Source organism: Novosphingobium umbonatum (assembly GCF_004005905.1).
GTDB lineage: Bacteria > Pseudomonadota > Alphaproteobacteria > Sphingomonadales > Sphingomonadaceae > Novosphingobium > Novosphingobium umbonatum.
Map to the genome: position 1 here is coordinate 1 of NZ_SACO01000014.1, position 21,118 is coordinate 21,118.

Annotated in this window: 19 protein-coding genes; all 19 read left to right on the forward strand. The window is 61.3% G+C overall.

What is annotated here, in order from left to right; genetic code table 11:
* The first annotated feature begins 216 nt into the window (after positions 1-216).
* The 19 genes from EOE18_RS15270 (at position 217) to EOE18_RS15350 (ending at position 21,113) form a co-directional block, all read left to right on the forward strand.
* Positions 217-846 carry a hypothetical protein gene (locus tag EOE18_RS15270; protein WP_127711103.1) on the forward strand — a complete coding sequence of 210 codons (630 nt, stop codon included), beginning with the start codon at positions 217-219 and terminating at the stop codon, positions 844-846.
* Complete coding sequence (locus EOE18_RS15275; RefSeq protein WP_127711105.1) at positions 843-3,029, forward strand: phage nozzle protein; 2,187 nt, start codon at positions 843-845, stop codon at positions 3,027-3,029. The genes EOE18_RS15270 and EOE18_RS15275 overlap by 4 nt, the downstream gene beginning before the upstream one ends.
* A complete protein-coding gene (locus tag EOE18_RS15280; protein WP_127711107.1) occupies positions 3,026-3,514 on the forward strand; it encodes a hypothetical protein in 489 nt (162 codons plus the stop codon). The genes EOE18_RS15275 and EOE18_RS15280 overlap by 4 nt, the downstream gene beginning before the upstream one ends.
* Before the next feature lie 10 nt (positions 3,515-3,524).
* The gene (locus EOE18_RS15285; protein WP_425464302.1) at positions 3,525-3,998 is read left to right on the forward strand and encodes a hypothetical protein; all 474 of its coding nucleotides are present in this window, start codon (positions 3,525-3,527) and stop codon (positions 3,996-3,998) included.
* 3 nt (positions 3,999-4,001) lie between these two features.
* Entirely contained in the window at positions 4,002-5,744 is a 1,743-nt protein-coding gene (locus EOE18_RS15290) for a hypothetical protein (RefSeq protein WP_127711111.1), read from the forward strand.
* A 15-nt stretch (positions 5,745-5,759) separates the two neighbouring features.
* Entirely contained in the window at positions 5,760-9,842 is a 4,083-nt protein-coding gene (locus EOE18_RS15295) for a hypothetical protein (RefSeq protein WP_127711113.1), read from the forward strand.
* The gene (locus EOE18_RS15300; RefSeq protein ID WP_127711115.1) at positions 9,842-12,025 is read left to right on the forward strand and encodes a phage tail fiber domain-containing protein; all 2,184 of its coding nucleotides are present in this window, start codon (positions 9,842-9,844) and stop codon (positions 12,023-12,025) included. The genes EOE18_RS15295 and EOE18_RS15300 overlap by 1 nt, the downstream gene beginning before the upstream one ends.
* Entirely contained in the window at positions 12,025-12,393 is a 369-nt protein-coding gene (locus EOE18_RS15305) for a hypothetical protein (RefSeq protein WP_127711117.1), read from the forward strand. The genes EOE18_RS15300 and EOE18_RS15305 overlap by 1 nt, the downstream gene beginning before the upstream one ends.
* Positions 12,390-12,566: a hypothetical protein gene (locus EOE18_RS18510; protein WP_164852777.1), complete on the forward strand. Its 177-nt coding sequence runs from the start codon at positions 12,390-12,392 to the stop codon at positions 12,564-12,566. Before EOE18_RS15305 ends, EOE18_RS18510 begins: the two co-directional genes overlap by 4 nt.
* Entirely contained in the window at positions 12,566-14,761 is a 2,196-nt protein-coding gene (locus EOE18_RS15310) for a hypothetical protein (RefSeq protein WP_127711119.1), read from the forward strand. Before EOE18_RS18510 ends, EOE18_RS15310 begins: the two co-directional genes overlap by 1 nt.
* Positions 14,758-15,207 carry a hypothetical protein gene (locus EOE18_RS15315; RefSeq protein WP_127711121.1) on the forward strand — a complete coding sequence of 150 codons (450 nt, stop codon included), beginning with the start codon at positions 14,758-14,760 and terminating at the stop codon, positions 15,205-15,207. The genes EOE18_RS15310 and EOE18_RS15315 overlap by 4 nt, the downstream gene beginning before the upstream one ends.
* Before the next feature lie 7 nt (positions 15,208-15,214).
* Positions 15,215-15,448, forward strand: coding sequence for a hypothetical protein (locus tag EOE18_RS15320; protein WP_127711123.1), 234 nt, complete (start codon positions 15,215-15,217; stop codon positions 15,446-15,448).
* Entirely contained in the window at positions 15,448-15,708 is a 261-nt protein-coding gene (locus EOE18_RS15325) for a hypothetical protein (RefSeq protein ID WP_127711125.1), read from the forward strand. The genes EOE18_RS15320 and EOE18_RS15325 overlap by 1 nt, the downstream gene beginning before the upstream one ends.
* Positions 15,705-15,971: a hypothetical protein gene (locus tag EOE18_RS15330; RefSeq protein ID WP_127711127.1), complete on the forward strand. Its 267-nt coding sequence runs from the start codon at positions 15,705-15,707 to the stop codon at positions 15,969-15,971. Before EOE18_RS15325 ends, EOE18_RS15330 begins: the two co-directional genes overlap by 4 nt.
* A 9-nt stretch (positions 15,972-15,980) precedes the next feature.
* Positions 15,981-16,802 carry a hypothetical protein gene (locus tag EOE18_RS15335; protein ID WP_127711129.1) on the forward strand — a complete coding sequence of 274 codons (822 nt, stop codon included), beginning with the start codon at positions 15,981-15,983 and terminating at the stop codon, positions 16,800-16,802.
* A gap of 9 nt (positions 16,803-16,811) precedes the next feature.
* On the forward strand, positions 16,812-17,306 hold the full coding sequence (locus tag EOE18_RS15340) for a hypothetical protein (RefSeq protein WP_127711131.1): 495 nt from the start codon (positions 16,812-16,814) through the stop codon (positions 17,304-17,306).
* Between the two features lie 108 nt (positions 17,307-17,414).
* Entirely contained in the window at positions 17,415-19,172 is a 1,758-nt protein-coding gene (gene terL / locus EOE18_RS15345; RefSeq protein WP_281278048.1) for a phage terminase large subunit, read from the forward strand.
* Between the two features lie 930 nt (positions 19,173-20,102).
* Entirely contained in the window at positions 20,103-20,279 is a 177-nt protein-coding gene (locus EOE18_RS18515) for a hypothetical protein (protein WP_164852779.1), read from the forward strand.
* A gap of 90 nt (positions 20,280-20,369) precedes the next feature.
* Positions 20,370-21,113 (forward strand): hypothetical protein, encoded by a 744-nt coding sequence (locus EOE18_RS15350; RefSeq protein WP_127711132.1) that lies wholly within the window; start codon positions 20,370-20,372, stop codon positions 21,111-21,113.
* The last annotated feature ends 5 nt before the right edge of the window (positions 21,114-21,118 follow it).

Genomic DNA, 21,118 nt, shown 5'->3' on the forward strand with positions numbered 1-21,118 from the left:
ATCACGAAAGTCTGGGCAATGTGACGCCCGCCGACGCCTACTTCGGCAGAGACCGGCAGATCCACGCCCAGCGTGCCGCCATCAAGAAGCAGACCATCGAACATCGCCGCTTGCAACACCGCAAGCTGGCCGCCTAAAACCCAAACCCAGACGAGGCCATATCTCCGTTACCAACATACCAACTTTGCGCCAAATGTTTCGACGACGGACAGTCCTATGTCCACCACCACTCCGTTCTCCACGCTGGAAGCCGTCAACGAGATGCTGATGAGCATTGGACAGGCCCCGGTGAACTCCCTCTCGGTTTCCGTAGGGGACGTTAATATCGCCCAGTCGGTTCTCGGTATCGAGACCCGCTATGTCCTGTTGTACGGCTTCGCGTTCAACACCGACACCTCCTATCCGCTGACCCCGGACATCAATAAGTTCATCGCGCTCCCTGCCGGTGCCCTCCGTTGTGACCCTACGGACTCCAATCAGGACCTCGTGATCCGCCGTCATCCCACCTACGGGATGGGCTTTTGGGACCGAGCCAACCAGACTTGGCAGATGGGCGCTGCGGTTCCCTGCGAGATCACTTGGGGTTACTCCTTCGAAGACCTGCCGGAAACCGCTCGGAACTACATCGCCATCTCGGCGGTCCGTAAGTTCCAGAAGCGGACCATCGGTGCCCCTGAGCTGGACGGGTTCTCGCAAGAGGATCAAGCCCGCGCTTGGGCGCTGCTCCTGCGTGACGAACGCCGGGTCCGTGGCACGAACTCCTTCAAAAGCTCCAAGAGCCTCCAGCGGACCACCTACCGTAACGGCTGGGGCATCGCTGGTAACATCGGGCCGGTCACTTCGTGAGCCTGATCGCTGACACGATCCCCGCGCTGTATAACGGCGTGAGCCAGCAGGCTCCTATGGTCCGCGCAAAGGACCAGTTAGAAGGCCAGCGCAACGGCTGGTCATCCATTGCGGAAGGTCTCGCCAAGCGCCCGCCGACCGAACACATCGCCAAGTTGCTGACGACCACGCCGACCAACGCGATGATCCATGAGATCAACCGTGACGCTTCTGAGCGTTACATCGTGATCGCCCAGTCGGGTGCCCTGCGCATCTTCGATCTGGCCGGGAATGAGCAGACGGTCACCGCGCCACAAGGATGGGGCTATCTGGCCTCGGCCACCGACTACGTCAACGACATCGCCATGACCACCGTGGCCGACTACACCTTCGTGGTGAACCGCAAGGTCACCGTGGCGATGAAGCCGGTCGGTGCTGACCAAGTCGCCCAACCTCTCTCGAACGTCTGGATCAACCGTGACCGAGGTGTTGATGAGTACGGGATGGCTTACGGCCCCGGCATGCCTGCGCAGTACGACCCCAATCTGGTCGGCGTCTATGCAGGTCAGGTCCAGCGGTTCGACAAGCTCCCTGCAACGGGGACCCAAGGCGACCTTTATGCTGTGGCAGGGGACAACACCAACTTCTTCGGTACCTACTACGTCATGTTCAATGGCGGCGTGTGGAACGAGACCGTGGCCCCCAATCTGGCCAACGCCATAGACGAACAGACCATGCCATGGGCACTGGTCCGTCAAGCAGACGGCACCTTCAAGTTCGCTCCGTTCTCGTGGATGCCGCGCCGAGTGGGTGATATGGATAGCAACCCGAACCCCGTGTTCGTGGGCCGGACCATCCGCAAGGCGTTCATCTATCAGAACCGACTGGTTCTCCTGTCCGGCGAGACGGCCATCATGTCCGTCACGGGTGACCTCGGGAACTTCTATCGGACCACCGTGGTGGACGCGCTGGACGCTGATCCCATCTCGGTGTCAGCCACCAGCACCAAGGTGTCGATCTTCTATGACGCTGTGCCCTTCAATGACGGGATCATGCTGACGTCCGACCAGACGCAGTTCAGCATGACCAACGGCGACTTCGGGTTGTCCGCTTCGTCCATGGCGATCAAGCCTGTGACGAACTACGAGGTCAGCATTCGGGCGGGCATGGTCGCCATCAATGACGGCGTTTACTTCGCTGCGGAGCGTAACGGCTACGCAGGGATCAAAGAGTATACCCGCCTGAGCGGCCAGTCTGCCACCTCGGCTTCCGACATCACGGCCCATGTGCCACGCTATGTCCCTGCCGGTGTCCGCAAGCTGATCCCTGCAAGTGACCAGAATGCCCTCTTCGTGTTGACCGATGGTGCCCCCGGCTACATCTACGTTTACCAGTTCTACTGGGTGAGCGGCACGGAGAAGGCCCAGTCTGCATGGCACCGCTGGTACATGGGCGACAACACCCAAGTCCTCTCCGGTGTCTATCTGTCTGGCTACCTGTACCTGCTGCTCTCTCGGGGTGGCGGTGTGTATCTGGAGCGGATCAACATGCAGCCGGGGGTCGTACCCTCGGGCGCTCCTGTGCAGGTCCATCTGGACCGGCGCGTGAGCTTGACCGGCGCGTACAACAGCTCGACCGGCAGGACCACCTTCACGGTGCCCTATGCTCCCCTGCAGTCCGCCTTCCAGCTTGTTCGTGGGTCTTCTGATCCAACCCGCCCCGGCTCACTGATCGACCCCTCCACTTACCAGTGGACGACTTCGACACAGGTGTCGGTCCCCGGTAACGAGCCTGCGCTGGCCTTTGGTGGCGAGAGCTATAGCTTCAAGTTCATCTTCAGTCCGGTCTTCGTCCGCAAGGGCGACGGCTCCGCTGTGACGACCGGCAGGCTTCAGCTCAAGACATGGCAGGTCTCCTTCAAGGACACCGGCTACTTTCACACGGAGGTGGCTCCCTATGGTGCCGCTGGTCAGATCATCAGCGGGGACATCATCCCCGCGAAGGTCAAGGACTACACCGGCAAGACCGTGGGTGCGTCCGATCTGATCTTGAACAGCCCCCTGCTGCACACCGGCAAGTTCCCCTTCCAAGTGATGGGGGATGCCCAGCAGGTGGTCATCACGATCACCAACGACACCCATGTAGGCTCCACCTTTCTGGCTGCCGAGTGGGAAGGCATGTATTTCAACCGGGCGAGAATGTGATCCAATTCAAGAATATCCGCGAGGTTCCTGAGGTTCAGCTTATCGGCTGGCTTAAGGTCCTCGCGGACAACCTCCGTGCTGCCGACAAGGCAGAGATCGAGGCCACCCATGGGCTTGACCCGCTGGGGAGCCTGATCAAGTCCGCTGACCTATCGACCCTCTGCTGGGTTGCTTTGGACGGCGATGTCCCTTTCTGCATCTTCGGCTGTGCCCCTTCCGTTGCCCCTCAAGTGGGCATTGCATGGCTCATGGGTACCGACCGCTTAGACGACATCCCGCACACCTTCGTGCGCAACACCCTCCGCCATCTCCGTCAGATGCACAGTCTCTACCCCTGCCTGTTCAACTACATCGACGCCCGCAATGACCGCTCCATGCGGTGGCTGACGACATGTGGTTTCAGCATCCTGCAGGCGATACCTGAGCATGGACGCGAGAAACGCCCCTTCATTCTTTTCGCAAGGCTAGACAACCGACATGTGTGACCCAGTCTCTATGACAGTCGCCGCTGTCGCCTCGACTGCTGTGTCCCTTGTTGGCACCATGCAATCCGCAGAGGCCCAGCAGGCTGCCATCCGTAACCAGCAAGAAGCTGCCTCCACCCAGATCGCCAAGCAGGAGCAGGCCCAGACCAACGACCGCCTCCGCGCTGCGCGTCAGGAGGACTCCCGCATTCGCGTGGCTGCCGGTGAGGCAGGCCTGTCGCTGGGGTCTCAGTCCATCGAGACCATGCTGATGAACAATCAGATGCAGACCGGCCTTGGTGTCGAGCGCATCGGCCTCAATGCCGACAATCAGAACGAGAACAACACCGCCGAGGCAAACGCCGCGCTTTCCCGTGCAGCCACCCCTTCGGCCCTCAGTGCGGGCCTTCAGCTCGGCCTGTCGGGTTACCAAGGGTTCAAGGCCGGTGAAAACCTCAAGCTCCAGAAGAGCCTCGCCTCCACCAAGATCGCCGCAGGAGCCTAACAGATGCCATCAGTGAATCTGGCGCAGGCCACTGGCCGCAACACCGCCGAAGAACTCAAGACCAAGTTCAAGTCCGAGACGATCCCAACCAACGACCGGCTGGCTCAGGCACCCAAAGTGGACACAGCGTTCTCCATGCGAAACGCCGAGCGCCCTGACTCGCAGGCCAATGAGATCAGAAAGGTCCTCGGCATGCTCGGGGACACGCAGACCACGCTGGCGCAGAACTCAATGCTCAAGCACGAGGCCTCTGAACGGGCCGCTGCTGTTCAAGCGGCGGGTGACCTTGTGTCCGGTAACGTCAACGCAGAGGTCTCCAAGCGTAGCCAAGCCTATCGGGAGGTCATCGCGGATGGCCGTGTGCTGCAGAAAGCGCAGGTCGAGTTTCCCAAGTGGGATGAGTCCGTCAACAAGCTCGTCCTCGCGGGCGCGAACGCCGATCCCACCAAGGGGGAACACGGGGTTACCTTGGAGGACGTCAACGCCCACATCGACACCCTAGCCAAGGCTATGTTGGTTGATGATCGTGGGCAGCCGATTGACTACGGCGATGCCCACGCCAATGCGACCCTCTATAAGGCGGTCGAGAAGAAGCGCGGGCAGCTCCTCCAGACGGCAACGCTCCAGATTAAAGAGCAGATGGAGACCAAGGCGGTAGCTGCCAACGTCGCTGTGGCCACGCTGGAAATCTCCGAGACCAAGAACCCTGCTGCCTTTTCGAACGCCATTGCCAAGGGTACCGCTCTAGGCATCGCCCCTGAGAAAACCAAGAAGGCACTGGCGGAAGGCGCGCTGGCCAACGCACTGGCTACCAAGGACGCTTCCATCCTCCAGATTGCAGGCAGCGCCATGGACACCGATGGGAAGACCCCGTTGTTCGACCCGGCCACCCGAGCCTTCCTTCAGGAGCGCTACCAGTCCCTGCATCACACCTTTGATCTGGAACAGCGGGAGAAGGACGAACGCCTCGCCCATCAGAACATGGGCAACATCTATACCGAGGTGCTTGCAGGCAAGCGGACCCTATCTCCGACCGACATCCACGACCTAGCGGTCAAGGGACCGAGTGCCGGTGGCATCCGCTTCGAAGACCAAGAGATGCTGGCAGGCTTAGTCCACCGGACAGAGGAGTGGAAGCTCCAGCGCCTCAATGAAGCTCGACAGGCTGTCCAACAGCACCGTCAGGACGTCCAGTGGGGCTGGGCGGTGCAGGCCCATAACAAGCAGGAAGCCGAGCAGCGCGTCCGCGATCAGTCGTTCAAGACACTGGCGACCTACTTCTCAGGCCAGAAGACGCCCGGACAGCTCACCAAGGAGCTGACCCTAGATTACAACAGGGGCCTACTGACTCCCGAAGCCTACTCGTCGTCCATCAATGTTATCAAGCAGATACCCTCTCCAGCCAAGCTGGTGTCGCAGAACGGTGCCCAACAGCACCTCGACGCGCTCAACGAGGACCTGAGGAATATGGACGCCGTGTCCCGTCAGCGTAAGCCGGGATATTGGTCGCCTGAGCAGTGGGCCACCAAGAGGCCACAGGTCATCACGACATTCTTTCAGACCTTGGCAGTGACTGGCGACGCCAATCTGGCTCTCACCTCTTCGCTCGAAACCATGAACCTAAGCTCGAAATATGCGCAGTCCCGCGCCCGCACCGCAGGCCATGCGTTCGCTCTCCACCAGTCTTCCATAGCGAAGGCACAGGGGGAGACGGCGCAGACAGGGACTTACCTGCCCAACGACTAACCACCAAGGAGACCTATGGGTTACGATCCCTCGCACAGCAATGACGCCACCTATGGCGCGAACAGCTACAGCTCCATGCTGGAGGCTTACGAACCCACTCCATCCCCCACGGCACCCGAGCGTGACCTTAAGAACCCCACCTCAAGCTGGCTGAAGGACTATGCGGTCCACGGCCTGCTGGGCGGGGTCGAGGCGGGCATCCGGCAGACCATCAGCGGCTTTGTCCATGCGGAGTCTGTCGTGGATTACGTGGACGACTTGGCTCACAACCTCGCCGCCACGGCAGCCTACAAGTTATCCGGCAGCACCTACAAGGTTCCTGCAGTCCACCCTGACGGGACCGTCCGCATGGTCGCTCCTGACTTCATGAAGGGCACCACCTACCACGGTGACGAGATCGTGAAGACGATGGGACTGGATGGCCAATGGATCGACAAGCCGGAACGCACCGGGGCCTCCATTGTCCACGGCATCGCTTCTTTCGCTGTCCCCTTCAGCGCCGCAAGGAAAGCCATGGGGACCGCAGAGGTCTTTGCCAACTGGGGCAAGGCAGGTGAAGTAGCCAAGGGCGTCCTAGCCTCGGCGGGCGTAGCCTTCTCGTCGGTCCATCCGGCAGAGCAGAACCTCGCCAACGTCGCGGAACACTTTGGGCTGGACAAGACGGCCTTCGCCCAGTTCACCCATGTGGACTCCCTGATCAACGCGCTGTCTGTCGATCAAGACGACAACGCCCTCGAAGCGCGCCTGAAGACAGCCATGGCTGACATGGGCGGCAACGTCCTCGTGGAGGGCGCGCTGTCAGGATTGGTGCGCTCAGTGCGCGCTGTGAGGGACATCAAGCTCACTCGCCGGTCCTTTGAGGTTTCCTCGGAGGCCGCTGACATCACTGTCCCTATGGAGACCGCCGGTCTCGGCGCTGACGCAGAAACCTTCGCAAATGAAGCTGCAGGCGGCGAAGCTCCTCACGCACCAGCGGAGGAAGTCACTCAGGCCCCAGCGGCAGAGCCTCCGGTCACCGGCAAGTCGCCAGAAGCCAAGGCAGCCTCGGACCCTATCGCCCAGCGTCGAGACACCGTGAAGCCCATCACCACGATGGACGACATGGTGGCCAACCTTGAGAAGCTGGGCAAGACCGTGACCGATGATGAGCTGCACGGCCTCATGGACGACTTCCGTAATGGCGTCGGCTTTGAAGCTCTGGAGCGCATGGGCGTTGCCCCGGCCCGCCAAGACTGGTCCACCTTCCTCGGTAACTTCTCGAACCCGAAGGAAATGGAGCAGGGCATCCATGACATCCTAGAACGGATCGCCGCTGCCCCTGTCACCCAGCGCATTGCTGGTCAGCTTGGGGTCACGGCACGGACCGACACGAACGTGGCGTTTCTCTCTCGAATGCTCGGTAGTGATGTCGTGAAGCTCACTGGGGGACTGGCTGCAAAGACCAAACACCTCGACATGTACGTCCGGGCTGCCTCGTCGCTTGTGGCGGGCGAAGCTGCCAAGCTCGTAGCTTTCGCCAAGAAGCTGGAAGCCGCTGAGAAGGCGGGAACCTTCAGCTTCGAGGATGCCAGTCACGCTGACTATGCGCTCTTTGAGAAGCAGTTCCACACCCTCATCACCCTGCAGGCTGCCATGCGTGGCAGCTTTTCGGAGATGGGGAGGGGCCTTCGCGCCATCCAAGTCATGAACCAAGCCCGTATGGGCAACACCGTGCTGGACACGGCCAAGGAAGTGCTTGGCGAAGAGGGCACCAAGGAAGCCGGAAAGCGCCTTGGGAAACCCCCTCGTCCCCCGAAGAAGTCATGGGAAGAAACCATGAAGGAGATCGGGGAGGCCAAGACACCTGACCAGCGCCGTGTTCTCGTGGAGAAGGTGTTGAAGTCGAAGGGTAACCTTGCAGACGTCGCGGAGCAGGCTGCCCGTGACGAAGGGACCCTTGGTGCCCGCGCTGCCCGCATCTCGCGGGAGTCCGCCGGTAACCTCTTCAGCATCGGCACGTTCACCTCCACCGGCCTCGGTGCCACGGTCTATGCATCCATGCACCTGATCGCTGGTCTCGTGAACGTCCCTATGGCCGCATGGCTGAAGACGGATGGCTACCGAGCTGCTGCTGCCGCAAACAATGCGCGGTGGGCAGTCCTCGGCCCCGCTCTGGGCAACAGCATGGTCCGCGCAATCAACCGCACTGTTCACGTAGCGATTGAGGAAGCGGGTAGAACTGCTGACGCCATCTCGTCTGAAGCCGGTCGGGCCACCCGTGACACCCTGAAGAACAAATGGGACGCCAGCTTCGTAGGCAGTCGCCTGAATAAGTTTACCCCGGCGTATGCCAAGAAGTTCGCAAAGGACGCCGCCGATCACACGGTGAACAAGTTCGAGCGTTCTGAAGTGAACCACGGTGCCGCCATCTACATGAAGCCGGAAACGGTGGACATGCTGGCTGGGCAGGACAATCACGGCCTCGCCACCCTTCGCATAGGACTTGCCCATACCCTCGGCTTCATTGTCAACGGGTTCGGCTCGGCCACCCGCATGACCACCCACATGGCCATCGGGTTCCTTGATGAAGTCGTGGGGTCTGCCCTGTACCACTCCAACAAGTACGCCGAGGCCACCGCAGCCGCCACCCGAGACGCCATTGAGCGTGGTCTGGCAGGCGAGGAGGCCAAGAAGCATGTGAAGGACATGGCAGAACGCCTTGTTTCAGCATCCTCCGGGGACACTGCAGCAGCCCTGCAGAACCTCGTGGAAGCGGGGAGCCGTGACACCGTCCGCCTCAAGCAGCTTGCGACCGACGTCGTGATCCGCAAGGGGATGGAAGACCAAGCTGGTTCGGAAGCCCGCATGCTTCTCTTTCAAGACGAGATGCAGACCGGGCTGGGCAAGTGGGCCAAGAAAGGCATGCAGGGCATGGACCCTGCCGGTGTTCTTTTCCCGTTCGTTCACACGCCGCTTCGCATCCTTGAGACCGGCCTACGGGACTTCACGCCTCTCGGTGCCTTCCAGCGGAAGCTCTACTCTGACCTCCGGTCTGGCGACAGCCGGTCGGCGGAAGCGTGGGCGAAGATGGCCATGGGCACCTTGGCGATGCTGGAGGGCTACAACATGGCTGCCCGTGGGGAGGCCGTGGGTTATGACGGAGGAACCTCCTCGTCGGCCCGCGCTGCCCGCCCTCAATACAGCATGAAGGTAGGCGGCAAGTGGGTGGAATATGGACGCATCGACCCGCTGGCTTTGGTCATCGGTATCGGCGCAGACATCCACCAGTTCGAGCAACAGCTTCACGCTTCGGGTCTCCATGATGATCCTGAAGCCCAGAGCAAGCTGGCCGACTTCGCTAACGCCTCATGGATGGCACTGTCGGCCAACGTCTTGTCCAAGACCTACCTGTCGGGCCTCAAGAACCTGACCAAGCTGCCTATCCCAGAGCAGTCTCAGGAGGGCTTCTTCGCTATCCTGCAGGGACTTGAGCAACGCTTGGTTCCCGGCGGCGGCATTCAGAAGGGCCTGTCCAACGAGATCACCGACTCCACGCCGCAGACCATGGACCCAGCCAGTGTGCAGAAGCAACTGCTGAACCAGTATGTCTCGTCGTGGTTCTTCTCCAAGAACGCCCTGTGGGAACAGCGCGACCCCTTCTTGGGACAGGTGGTCAACTATGACCGTGACGCTGGTATCAAGGTCGCGGATCACGACAGCGACCCCCTCTACAAAGCTATGGGTGACCTGTCGTTCCGAATGCCCAAAGCACCCACTCGCCTTCATGGCGTCCGCCTCTCAGGTGACCAGATGCACACGCTTCTGCAGCACCTCGGGGAGGACAAGATCGACGGCAAGACTCTTGCGGACACCCTTCGGGAGTACGCAGTGTCGCCTGAGTGGGAGACCTACACGCCTGCACAGAAGCTGCAGGTAATGAAGCTGGTCCGCCAGCCTTACCTCGACAACGCACAGCAACAGCTTCTGACTGGCGACAAGGACCTCAACAAGGCCGTCCAATACTCCCTGTTCCGCAAGGATGTGGAGAAGAGTGGCGCTCCTGAAGAGATCATGAGCCAGCAACTGAAGACGTTTAGGGACCAACTCGACAAACTCTAATGACCTACACCACGAAGTCCGTGGTTGTGGCAGGGCAGGGGCAACGGGATTTTGACATCCCGTTCCCCTACCTTGACGCCTCTCATATCCAAGTCCGTGTGGCCGGTAACGCCGCAACGTGGTCGCTGGTCACCAGCGGTCGCCTTCGGTTGGACTTCCCGGCCAACGCTGGGAATGCTGTTGAGATCAGCCGCCACACCACCATCGACAGCGCACTGGTTCAATTCCAGAATGGCGCGGTCCTCACCGCAGAGGACCTAAACAAGGCCGTCCAGCAGACCCTGTTCGTGCAGCAGGAACTGAGCGACCTCTATACCAGTTCAATCGGAAACACCCTCGTCCAGATCGCCAACGCAAATGGCGTGGTGGTTACCGATCCATCCAACATCGTCTCGATGATTGCGGAGCAAGCGCTCAACACCTCGGCGCTGGCGTCCTTCAACGCCCGTGTTGCGGACATCACAGCGAACTCCCAGTCCATCCTTCTGGCCCAGACCCAGCTCCAGAACCTGACCACCACGGTCAACGCTCTGGGCACTTTCAACGGGCAGGGCATTCAGACCGTTCTCCAGAACGAGACCTCTCAGCGCATCGCTGGGGACACCGCCATCACCACGCAGCTCAACCTCATCGGGGCCGCTTCGGGTGACGGGAAGTCGATCATCCTGAACCAAGGGACGGTCAAGGTGTCACCGACGCAGACCCTTGGGGATTACATCTCGGGGGTCGCTTCGTCGCTGGCCTCGAACCTAGCGGCGATCCAGACGGAAACCCAGACACGCGCCGATGCTGTGTCCTCTCTGGCCTCCCAGTATACCACGCTGGCAGCCCGGACGTCCGCTGCAGAGTCCGCAATCGTCACGAACTACAACACGCTGTCCACCACGGCCTCAACGCAGGCTCAGGCGTTGTCCTCTTTGGTCAGCCGCATGAACGCTGCAGAGTCGTCCATCGCCACGAACTACACCACGCTGACCGGCACGACCTCAACGCAGGCCCAGTCGATCACCACCCTGACATCCCGCATGAGCAATGCGGAGTCGAACATTAGCGCGAACGCCTCGGCCATCGCAGCTAACACCTCGACCATCTCGGCCAACTACTCGACCCTCTCCACGGCCACCTCGACGCAGGCTCAGGCCCTGACCGCGCTCACCTCACGGGTGACGGCGGCAGAGTCCAGTATCATCACCGAGGCCAACACCCGGTCCTCTGCGGACACCGCAATGGCCCAGCAGTTCACCCTGTTGGGGGCCAAGCGGGCAGACGGGCAGGCTTGGATTTTGGATGAGTCCAAGGTCCTTGTGGATGGCGGCAACACCTCTTTAGGTACCCGACTGTCCGGCCTCTCGGCTGCCATTGGTAACGTGTCGTCTGCTTTGGCGACCGAGACCACGGCACGAGTGGACGCCACGGGCGCGCTGGCGACCTCGCTGACGAACCTGCAGACCACCGTGGGCAACAACACTGCGACCATCTCCACGCTCCAGCAGACCACCAACGGTCTGTCGGCGCGCTACTCGGTGGCAGTGAACATCAACGGCCACATCTCGGGCTTCCTGCTGAACTCCTCTGGGGCCACCTCCACCTTCGCGGTGGTGGCGGACAACTTCCAGATTGTCAGCATGAACGGCGCAACGGCTCTCCAGCCTTTCAGCGTTACCGGCGGCAAGGTCTATATCGACAGTGCGGTCATCAAGGACGGCTCCATCACGAGCGCCCAGATCAGCAACGTGACCATCGGGACCGCCCAGATCGCGGACGCCAGCATCTCCCGGCTGAAACTCGGGGATCAGGTGGTGGACTATAACAAGATCGCGGACGGCACCGTGACCGGCATGCAGCAGGCCTACAACGGCTCGATCATGAACGGGAATGGCGGATGGCAGACCTTGGTCAGCTTCACGGTCCCTATGGACTACCCCGGCGACATCCTTGCGATGGTGACCCTCAAGCAGGGTTTCACTGCCGGTGCCCGTAACTGGGGTGCCCGTATCAAGATCGATGGCGTCATGGTCTTCAGCTCCGGTGGCTCGGCCATCGCTGACTCCGTGGCACTGTCCGGTAAACGCTCGGTCGGCACGGGGTCCTTCCTCGTGTCCGTCGAATGGTACGGCCAAGACGGCTCCCTCTATGTGGACGCTGGTCTGGCCTCGCTCATCTCCTTCCGAAGGTACAAGTGATGTACGCCATTGGCATCAAGGGGCAGACCCCCCGCATCCTTCTGGACACCACGGACCCCATCAAGCTGGCAGCAGAAACGCTGGAAGGCGAGGTGGCGGTCCCCGTGGATGGCCCCGGAGGTTACCTCCTGTCCGACTGTGGGACCTGTGCGTCCCCTGTTGAACCTCTCGCCGCCGCGCCGGTCTGGACCTTCCGCTCTTGGTTGGACCAGTGGCCACGCTCGGTGCAGCTCTCGCTTATCCGCAAGGTCCAGTCGGACCCTGAAGTCAAACTGGCATACGACCGCCTCGTCTCCGAGAACATCTTCCCGATAGACGACGCCGATGCTGCCTATCTCGAAACCATTATCTCCAAGGAAACCCAATGACCGCGACCCAACAAGTCAACGCTGTGCTGCAAGAACAGACCAACCTGCTGGCCCAGAAGGCCCGCATTGACGACCGCCTGCGCGTTCTCGATGCCCTTGTCGAAGGTGTGAACCTTGGCGGCAAGCTGGCCGAAGAGAAGGCTGAAGAAGCGAAGACCGCACCGGAAGCCTAATGGCTGACAGCCTGTCCAACGCAGCGCTGGCCCAGCAGATTTCCACCCTAGTTTCCGCTTGGACCGCCCGTGAGGCTGAGTTCAAGAACTGGGTGGGCGGGCTGGCGAATGGCGGGGCGAATGGTGACGGGCGTTATCCTCTCACCGATTACCTCGGCACTTCCACTCTCGTCTCGTGCCCTGCAGCCATCATGTCGTCCGTCAGTGGACCGGCGGTGGCCGCAGGGTTGAGCGCAACGGCTGCGGACCAGTCGGCCACAGCGGCCCACCAGTCTGAGCTGAATGCCGCAGCGTCGGCCTCCTCGGCCAGCACTGCTGTCGCTGCTGTTCAAGCGGCGGCGACCGGCGCGGTCAATGCGCGCAACCTAGCGCAGACTGCTGCGAACAACGCGCTGTCCTATAAGGACTCTGCGCAAACCTCGGCCACCGCAGCGTCGGCCAGTCAGTCTGCAGCATCGGCTTCGGCCACGGCAGCGGACGGAAGCAAATCCGCAGCGGCTTCAAGCGCCTCTGCTGCTGCTGCCTCGGCTGCTGCTGCTGCCACCTTCAACCCCTCGCTGTACCTCCTGAAGACCGGCGGCGTCCTTACAGGGTCCACCCGTGTCGCCTCGACCGGCAACAACTCCGTTGAGCTGACCCTTGACGGAGCTATCGAGATCACCCGCGCAGGCAGCGGTGCCTACATCGACCTGAAGACCACACTGGCTCAGGACTATGAGGTCCGCCTCCAAGCAAACGGGACCGTTCTCGACATCCTCGCCGCTGGCTTCCGCTACAACAACAACACGGTCTGGCATGCCGGTAACCTGACGCCTTCGAACTACCTGCCGGTGGCTGGAGGTTCCATGACGGGGACCCTGACGGTTTCCCAGCTCAAATCCGACAACATCTTCTTCCCATCCTCGGGGACCGCCGAGACCATGATGTACCGACACGCCACTGGCGGTTGGACTATCAGCGTCAACCGGCAGGTGCCCGGAAGTGAACACTATCTCTCCTTCAGCGCCGATGGCTCCCTGAAGCTCGACGGAGGGAACGTGTGGCATGCCGGGAACTTCATTCCGGGGAACTACCTCCCGCTGACCGGCGGCACCCTGTCGGGCCACCTGACGCTGCCTGTGGGGGGCAACATCCTGACAGTAGGTAGTCCTGCCCTGTTCTACCTCCCGTCTAGCGGTGGTGAAGAGGCTATCATCCGCTCTGCCGCCTCGCTTGCCGGTCGCCTGACCCTTCAGACTTCGGACGGCGTGGTGCGCGGGTCATTCTACGCGAACAAGACCAACCAAGTGGGCCTCCTCAACTCCGCTGGGGGGTGGCGTCTCATCTGCAATACGGAACGCTTCTACCGTAACACCGATGCAGGGGTGACCTACGGCCTCTGGGATGAAGGAAACTTTACCCCCAGCAGCTACCTACCGCTGACCGGCGGAACCCTTACTGGTTCCCTGCAGCTTGCCAGCGCGTGGGGGTGGAATGGGTTCCAGTCTGGTACCGGCGACGGTGCCTCTTGGACGACCTATAACACCTCCATGAAAATCTGGTGGGGCCTCGGGATGATGACCTATGATGGCTCGATCAATGGCTACTATGACGCCCGTCAGGGCCTCTGGAACGTCAAGGGAGGCTATCAGGTCAATGGTAATGCTGTCTGGCATGCTGGTACCCTGACCCCTCTCGACCGTAACACGGGCGGAACCATGATCGGTCCCCTGACCCTTGCGGGTGATCCTTCGGGTTCCCTGCAGGCTGCCACCAAGCAGTACGTGGACAACGGCCTGTCGGGCAAGCAGGCCTCTCTGGGCTTCACCCCTGTCCGCCAAGGTGGAGGCAGCGGCCAGACCAACAACACGGTGTTCATCGGTTGGACGGCGTCGGGCAAGCTGGGTCTCCAGATCGACGTCACCAGCTTCGGTACCAACTGGCCCTTGGACATCCAAGGGAACGCCGGGACGGTCACCTCGATCACCTCGACGCAGGTTACTTCGGCCCTCGGGTACACCCCCGCGAACGGCTCGAACTACCTCCCGCTGACCGGCGGTACCATCGCTGGGAACCTCAACGTGACCGGCGCGCTCTCTGTCCAAGGCAAGGCTCTCGCCTATCGCCTCGACGGGAGGTCCAGCTCTGGCATCACCTTCTCCACCGCAGCGCCCTCGGGTGGCTCCGATGGAGACCTCTGGTTCACTTACACATGACCTTCGGCATCAACGTGGGCGGGGCTTGGAAAACAGCCCTGCCTCGCATCAACGTGGGCGGCACATGGAAAACGCCGACCGCGATCTGGGCCAACGTCAGTGGCGTGTGGAAGAAGGTGTGGTCGGCTACCTCCGCAGCTCTCTCGCCTACAAGCCAGTCCGCCAGCGGCAAGGCCTTCAACTATATCTTCCCCGGTGTGACCTGCACCGTCACCGGCAACACCGGCACTCCGTCCTACAGTTGGTCGGTGGTCAGTACGCTGGGCGACGGCTCGTGGGGCATCAACTCGGGGCAGGGGACTGCCACTGCAACTGTTGCCTTCAACGGCATCAACGCTGGTGACAGCGATACCGCCACACTGACCTGCGTGGTCACAGTGGACGGCCAGACGCTTCCTGCAGTCACCTGTGCGCTCACCTACACCAACACCCAATCCCCCGTTTAGGATCACAATGACCCCTGAAGAACAACTGAAGGCTGCGCTGGTGGCCTTCGATACCGGCCTTGAGGCACTTCGCGCCGACGCCAAGACTGCCGTGGAAACCCTGCAGAGCAACGTCCTCATCACCACCCTACAGCCGTTCTCGGCCCTCCAGATGGCTGCCTACGGCGGCACTGACACGGGCGTGACGTCTGCCATCAAGGCTCTGGAAGACCGCGCTAAGGCGCTGGCCGAGGCCCCGTAATGGCTGACGACAACCTGCACATCGCCTTTGGCGAGGTCAAAGGTCGGCTCGACATCGTGATCGATCAGAACCGTGAAGACCGCGCCCTGCTGCTGAAGATTTGCGACAGCATCGACAAGCGCGTCTCCGTGCTGGAGGCCCACATGGCCACCACCAAGTCCACCAACGGCCTTGTCCGCTGGGCCGGTCTGGCCATCGCCAGTGCCGTCGCCAGTGTCCTCGGCTGGTTTCTGCAACACTTCTGGAGCGTACTGAAATGACCGGACGCGCCTCTGAGTCCCTGCTGGATGCCCTTCACGGCATGCTGGCGGGGGCACTCACAGACGAACTGAAGCGGGCAATGGAGGCTGTCGATAGCGACGGCGTCCCCGTGCCCATCAATCCCCAGCTCCTCGACAAGGTGATGAAGTTCCTCGCCCAGAACGGCGTTGACGCCCCCAAGTCAGCACCTCGCGTGGACACTCTCGCCGCCCAACTCGCTGAAGTTAACCTAGACGACGTCGCCCTCGGGCGTCCTAATTAAGGAGTCCACATGGACCTTACTGTTCCCCGCTCACCCCGCCAGACTTCTGCGGTGGCCTCGCCGGGTTATTCTGTTGACCCTGAGACCGGCCAGCCCATGGTCTACGGGACGGCTGCCACGGTCACGCCCGGTACCGCCAACGGTGCCATCCTGATGAACGTCGATCTGACCTGCGTGGGCTTCGTCGTCTTCAACCCCACGGGCACCTATGTCGCCACCATGGCTTACGAGCAGACCCTTGACGGGACCAACTGGTTCGCAGTCGCCGGTCTCCCTATGGCCGGTGGCGTCCCTGCTGCAACCGATACGGCTTCCACTGCTCAGGCCCGCGCCTTCCCTGCTGTGGGCAAGGCGATGCGTGTCCGTCTGACGGCTTATACCTCGGGCACTGTGAACGGACAGGCGCTGCTGGTGAATGGCGATGTTCCCATTCCGTATGCCCCTTCGCTGACTGGTTCGCAATCGTCCACCACCCTGATCGGGTCTGTCAGTTTCTCCACCCGCGCTTCCGGCGGCTGCTCGACTGGCCGTATCGTCACGGGCACCTCGGGGGTCATCAAGAACTCCAGCGGTCAGCTCTATGGCTACGACCTGATGAACGTCGCTGCCGCCACGCGCTACCTGCAGTTCTACGCCAAGTCGTCTGCAGGTGTCCCCGGAACCGACACGCCGTTCCGAACTCTGCCTATTCCGGCAGGCCAGCTTGCTGACAGCCAGTTCATCATGGGCGTGGCCTTCACCTCTGGCATCTCGTGGGCGATCACCACTGACGCCGTGGGCACCACCCTCGCCGCCTCCACCGACATCGTCGGCTCCGTTGAATACGCATAAGGATTTGTAATGCCTGCAACTTTCACTTCTATCGGGGACGGCACTCGCACCGTCTTCCAGCTTCCTGTCGCCGTCCAAGCGACCTCTGATGTGACCTCGGTCCTCGTCAACGGCTCTGCCGGTCCTGCGGTGAACGCCGTGGCCGGTGACCTCGTCACCCTCGCTTCGGCTCCTGCCAGTGGCGCGGTGGTTGCGCTGACGGTCAAGGATCGTCGCATGGATGAGTACGCGGATTTCGTGGATTACAACGACCGCCCTGTGCTGACGAGCTACACGCCCGCCACGCACACTCTGGTGGGCACCGCGATCCCCGGCAACATCATCGACATCTATGCGGGCCAGACCTATGTTGGCTCGTCCATCGCTAACCCTGACGGCTCCTTCACGGTTGTCCTGTGGACCTTCTCGGGTTCCCAGTTGATCACCGCAACCCAGCGTCGTCCCGACTATCAGCTCACCATGCGTGGTGCCGCTGATGGCTACGGCATCACCTCGGCTTACTAAGCCCTGAGAGTCCCGTAGGAGTCCTTCAGTGCCCCGCTGGCTACCCTAGTAGCACAAGCGCCTGACCTGACCTCCTACGGGCTTCCCAGCCCATCCTAGAGGACATCCATCACCCAGCTCTCATCGAAGGAGCAGCTCCAGGAGAACTTCCTCAAGTTCATCTGGTACGTCTGGAAGTATGTCATGCTGCTCCCGCAGCCGACCCGTGTCCAGCTCGACGTTGCCCGCTACCTTCAACTCGGCCCCGCCCGACGCTTCATTCAGGCGTTCCGTGGGGTGGGCAAGTCCTTCCTAACCTGCGCCTATGTGGTGTGGCGTCTCTGGAAAGACCCCCAGCTCAAAGTCGTCATCGTGTCTGCCAACGAAACCTTGGCCACCGAATGTGCGACCCTCATCAAGCAAATCATCGAACACTCCGCAGGCGATGGCCTGTGGGATGAGCTGCGCCCCAAGATGGGCCAGCGAACCTCGGCACTGGCCTTCGACGTAGGCCCTGCGGTTCCCGACAAGTCCCCCTCGGTGAAGGTCGTGGGCATCTTCGGTCAGTTGACCGGGAGCCGCGCCGACCTCCTGATCTCGGATGACGTCGAGGTCCCCAAGAATGCTGAAACCGAATCCATGCGGGAGAAGCTGGAAGGACGCACTGCAGAGTACGCCGCGATCCTGAAGCCAGACGGCGAGATCGTCTATCTGGGTACCCCGCAGTCCCAAGAGTCGATCTATCGTCGTCTCCCCGAGAAGGGCTACGAGGTCCGTATCTGGCCCGCCCGTTATCCCACCGCCGACCGCTTCAGCAACTATAAGGACCACCTCGCGCCCATCCTCAAGGAGGACATGGAGCGGGACCCCAGTCTCTGCAAGCCGGTCGCCTCAACCCTCGGCGGGAAGCCTACAGACCCTGCACGTTTCTCTGAGCTGGACCTCATGTCCCGCGAACAGGAACTCCGGGCTGCCGCCTTCCTCCTGCAGATGCAGCTCGACACGAGCCTGTCTGACGCCGACAAGTACCCTCTGAAGACCAAAGACCTGATGGTCATGGACATCGACCGCAAGATCGCTCCTGTCCGTGTGGCATGGGGCAGTGGTCCTGAGCTGGCGCTCAAGGACTTGGCCAACGTCGGCTTCGACGGTGACCGCCTGCATCGACCCATGTACCTCTCCCCGGAGTTCTCCGAGTTCACCGGAAGTGTCCTGCATGTTGACCCCTCGGGTCGTGGTAAGGACGAGACCGCATACTGCGTGACCAAGTTCCTCAACGGCGTGATCTATGTCCGCCAGTGGGGAGGCCTGAACGATGGCTATGCGGACTCCACCCTCCACGCCTTGGCGAAGATCGCTGCGGACGAAGAGGTCAACCTCGTGGTCACCGAAAGTAACTTTGGTGACGGCATGTTCAATCGCCTGCTGGAGCCTGTCCTAGCCCGCTACAGAGCCGTTCCCGTTGAGGAGGTGAAGAGCAGCGGTCAGAAGGAACTCCGCATCCTGAGCCTCTTAGAACCGCTCCTAGCGCAGCACCGTCTCGCTATCGACACCTCGGTGGTGCGGAAGGACCTCGCGTTCCCCGACACCGTCAAGCGTGGTCTCTATCAGCTCACCCATCTCACCGCCCAGCGCGGAGCGCTAAAGCATGACGACCGTCTGGACGTCCTTGCTCTCGCTGCTGCTTACTGGACCCAGTACCTCAACCGGGACCAGATGAAGGCCGAGGAGGACTGGAAGAGGCGTGAGGAGGCCAAGTGGGAGAAGGAGTTCTTCTCTGGCACCATCATCAAGGAAGCCCCTGTGGAACCTGCTGTGGTCTCTAAGAGAGCCAAGGGTAGGATCAGTGGAAGGGGATGGGGAGGGAAGGTCAGGGGAGGGAGGTGATACCTCTCTCCTGATGGCCTCTGGAAGGGAACCTGAAGTTACCTGTAGTGTATCTATAGGTAACTTATAGGGGACCTTCCCAGCCCCTCCCTATAGCCTCGCAAAAAAGGAAGTGACTGATCTCAAATGGTTTTGGGGTCAGTTATCCGAACCCCCTTATATACGTGCGCTCGACCCAGTTCCCCCCATGGCCCCCTTGGTGAGCCTCGCGGGAGTTTATATACCGCGCGGGAGTCTGTTATCCACCGCGCAAAACCCCCTGCAATCGGCCATTGGCACGGTCTAGCCGTCACCCCTTGGCAATCCGCCTAGGCTTTCCGCCGTTCGTATCCCCTGCGAAGCGCCATGTGTGACTAGGGGAGACCGGAAGGGGAGCGGCAAGCGGCGCTAGGGGAGACCGGAAGGGACTTGCGGTGACATTTGACCGCGCCTCTGGTCTCCCCTGTTTTTTTCGTGGTGACCTAGGGGAGACCGGAAGGGGCAGGGAGCGGCGCTAGGGGGAGACCGGAAGGGCCTAGGGGGAGGCGATAGGGCAGGGCCTAGGGGGAGGCGATAGGGCAGGGCCTAGGGGAGACCGGAAGGGCCGGAAAGTGGGCAGGGGAGGCCCTAGGGGAGACCGGAAGGGGCAGGGATGATGAAAAAAGTTTGCCTAGAAATCAGCCTTTTAACACATGGAATGATGCATCTATCAAAAAAAATGAGATAACCGCATTGACGCGGTTATCGAATGGGCCTAGGTATGGCTTCACCGGACGGCGAGACGCCAACCGGCCCCGCTCTTTCTCATTGTTAATCAAGCGCAAGTGACTTGCGGTTCCCCTTGGCTTTCCAGCGCCTTCCTAACGGCTAGGCAAAGTCTCCCAAAGGTAACCGCCGGTCACCCTAGGGCCGGTCTTTCCGGTCTTATGGTGACTGTCGAAAGGATTTCACATGACCAAAGAAGAAACCGCAGAGGTCCGCTCTGTTCTTCACTTTGCCCGCGCTGCAGACATCCCCGTGTGCATCGGGGTGGATTACATCCGCCGTCGCCTTCGCCGTGGGTGGCTCTTGGCTGACGCCGTGGCCGCTCTGGACTCTTGGGCCGAGAACCGTCTGTCGCGTTCGTAATACCCGCAACATTCCATCCTCCGCAGCAATGCGGGGGTGACACAAGGGCCGGTTCGCCGGTCTTTCTGTCACTCTTTTGGAGCTTCCCGCATGTCAAAAACACCTGCAGGCGTCATCCTTTTCGAGGGGCCTTCGCAGATCGACGGCAAGCCGATTGTCGTCATTGCCACCGGCCTAGCGAAGGCAAGCCGCAACGCCAAAACCGGCGCGATGGTTCAAACCTACATCATCCGCGCTGACATCCACCCGCTAGAGGCGGTCCGGTCCGGTGAAGACGCCTCTATCTGTGGCACCTGCCCACATCGTGGCGATGGAACGGGCAAAGACCGCTCTTGCTACGTTACCCTAATTCATGGCCCGCGCACCGTCTTTGAGGCTTACAAGCGCGGGGTCTATCCCAAGGTGACCGCAGCGGAAGGCCGCGCACTTCTCGCCGGTCGCATGGTTCGCCTTGGCACCTATGGTGACCCTGCAGCCGCTCCATTTTCCATCTGGTCCTATGTGACCGGCGCGGCGCAAGGCTGGACCGGCTACACCCACCAGTGGCGCGCTATCCCTGCCATGTGGTCGCGCCTTGTCATGGCATCCGCAGATAGCCTTGCGGATGTGTCCGAAGCGCAAGCCAAGGGTTACCGGACCTTTCGCGTTACCGCCTCCGAAGGCGAGAACGTCAAGGGCCTAGAAGTCATCTGCCCCGCCTCCGAAGAAGCCGGAAAGAAGACCGAATGCGCCGCCTGCAGGGCCTGCATGGGCACTAGCGGCAAGGCCAAAGTCTCCATCGCCATCGCGGCGCATGGGGGAGGGGCGAAGCATGCCCGCAAGAGGGCTTCCTAATATCC

What these genes read in the sequence shown, in the direction of transcription:
- EOE18_RS15270 (WP_127711103.1), top strand. Translation starts at nt 217, where the DNA reads ATGTCCACCACCACTCCGTTCTCCACGCTGGAAGCCGTCAACGAGATG.
- EOE18_RS15285 (WP_425464302.1), top strand. Translation starts at nt 3,525, where the DNA reads ATGACAGTCGCCGCTGTCGCCTCGACTGCTGTGTCCCTTGTTGGCACC.
- EOE18_RS15290 (WP_127711111.1), top strand. Translation starts at nt 4,002, where the DNA reads ATGCCATCAGTGAATCTGGCGCAGGCCACTGGCCGCAACACCGCCGAA.
- EOE18_RS15295 (WP_127711113.1), top strand. Translation starts at nt 5,760, where the DNA reads ATGGGTTACGATCCCTCGCACAGCAATGACGCCACCTATGGCGCGAAC.
- EOE18_RS15300 (WP_127711115.1), top strand. Translation starts at nt 9,842, where the DNA reads ATGACCTACACCACGAAGTCCGTGGTTGTGGCAGGGCAGGGGCAACGG.
- EOE18_RS15305 (WP_127711117.1), top strand. Translation starts at nt 12,025, where the DNA reads ATGTACGCCATTGGCATCAAGGGGCAGACCCCCCGCATCCTTCTGGAC.
- EOE18_RS18510 (WP_164852777.1), top strand. Translation starts at nt 12,390, where the DNA reads ATGACCGCGACCCAACAAGTCAACGCTGTGCTGCAAGAACAGACCAAC.
- EOE18_RS15310 (WP_127711119.1), top strand. Translation starts at nt 12,566, where the DNA reads ATGGCTGACAGCCTGTCCAACGCAGCGCTGGCCCAGCAGATTTCCACC.
- EOE18_RS15315 (WP_127711121.1), top strand. Translation starts at nt 14,758, where the DNA reads ATGACCTTCGGCATCAACGTGGGCGGGGCTTGGAAAACAGCCCTGCCT.
- EOE18_RS15320 (WP_127711123.1), top strand. Translation starts at nt 15,215, where the DNA reads ATGACCCCTGAAGAACAACTGAAGGCTGCGCTGGTGGCCTTCGATACC.
- EOE18_RS15325 (WP_127711125.1), top strand. Translation starts at nt 15,448, where the DNA reads ATGGCTGACGACAACCTGCACATCGCCTTTGGCGAGGTCAAAGGTCGG.
- EOE18_RS15330 (WP_127711127.1), top strand. Translation starts at nt 15,705, where the DNA reads ATGACCGGACGCGCCTCTGAGTCCCTGCTGGATGCCCTTCACGGCATG.
- EOE18_RS15335 (WP_127711129.1), top strand. Translation starts at nt 15,981, where the DNA reads ATGGACCTTACTGTTCCCCGCTCACCCCGCCAGACTTCTGCGGTGGCC.
- EOE18_RS15340 (WP_127711131.1), top strand. Translation starts at nt 16,812, where the DNA reads ATGCCTGCAACTTTCACTTCTATCGGGGACGGCACTCGCACCGTCTTC.
- EOE18_RS18515 (WP_164852779.1), top strand. Translation starts at nt 20,103, where the DNA reads ATGACCAAAGAAGAAACCGCAGAGGTCCGCTCTGTTCTTCACTTTGCC.
- EOE18_RS15350 (WP_127711132.1), top strand. Translation starts at nt 20,370, where the DNA reads ATGTCAAAAACACCTGCAGGCGTCATCCTTTTCGAGGGGCCTTCGCAG.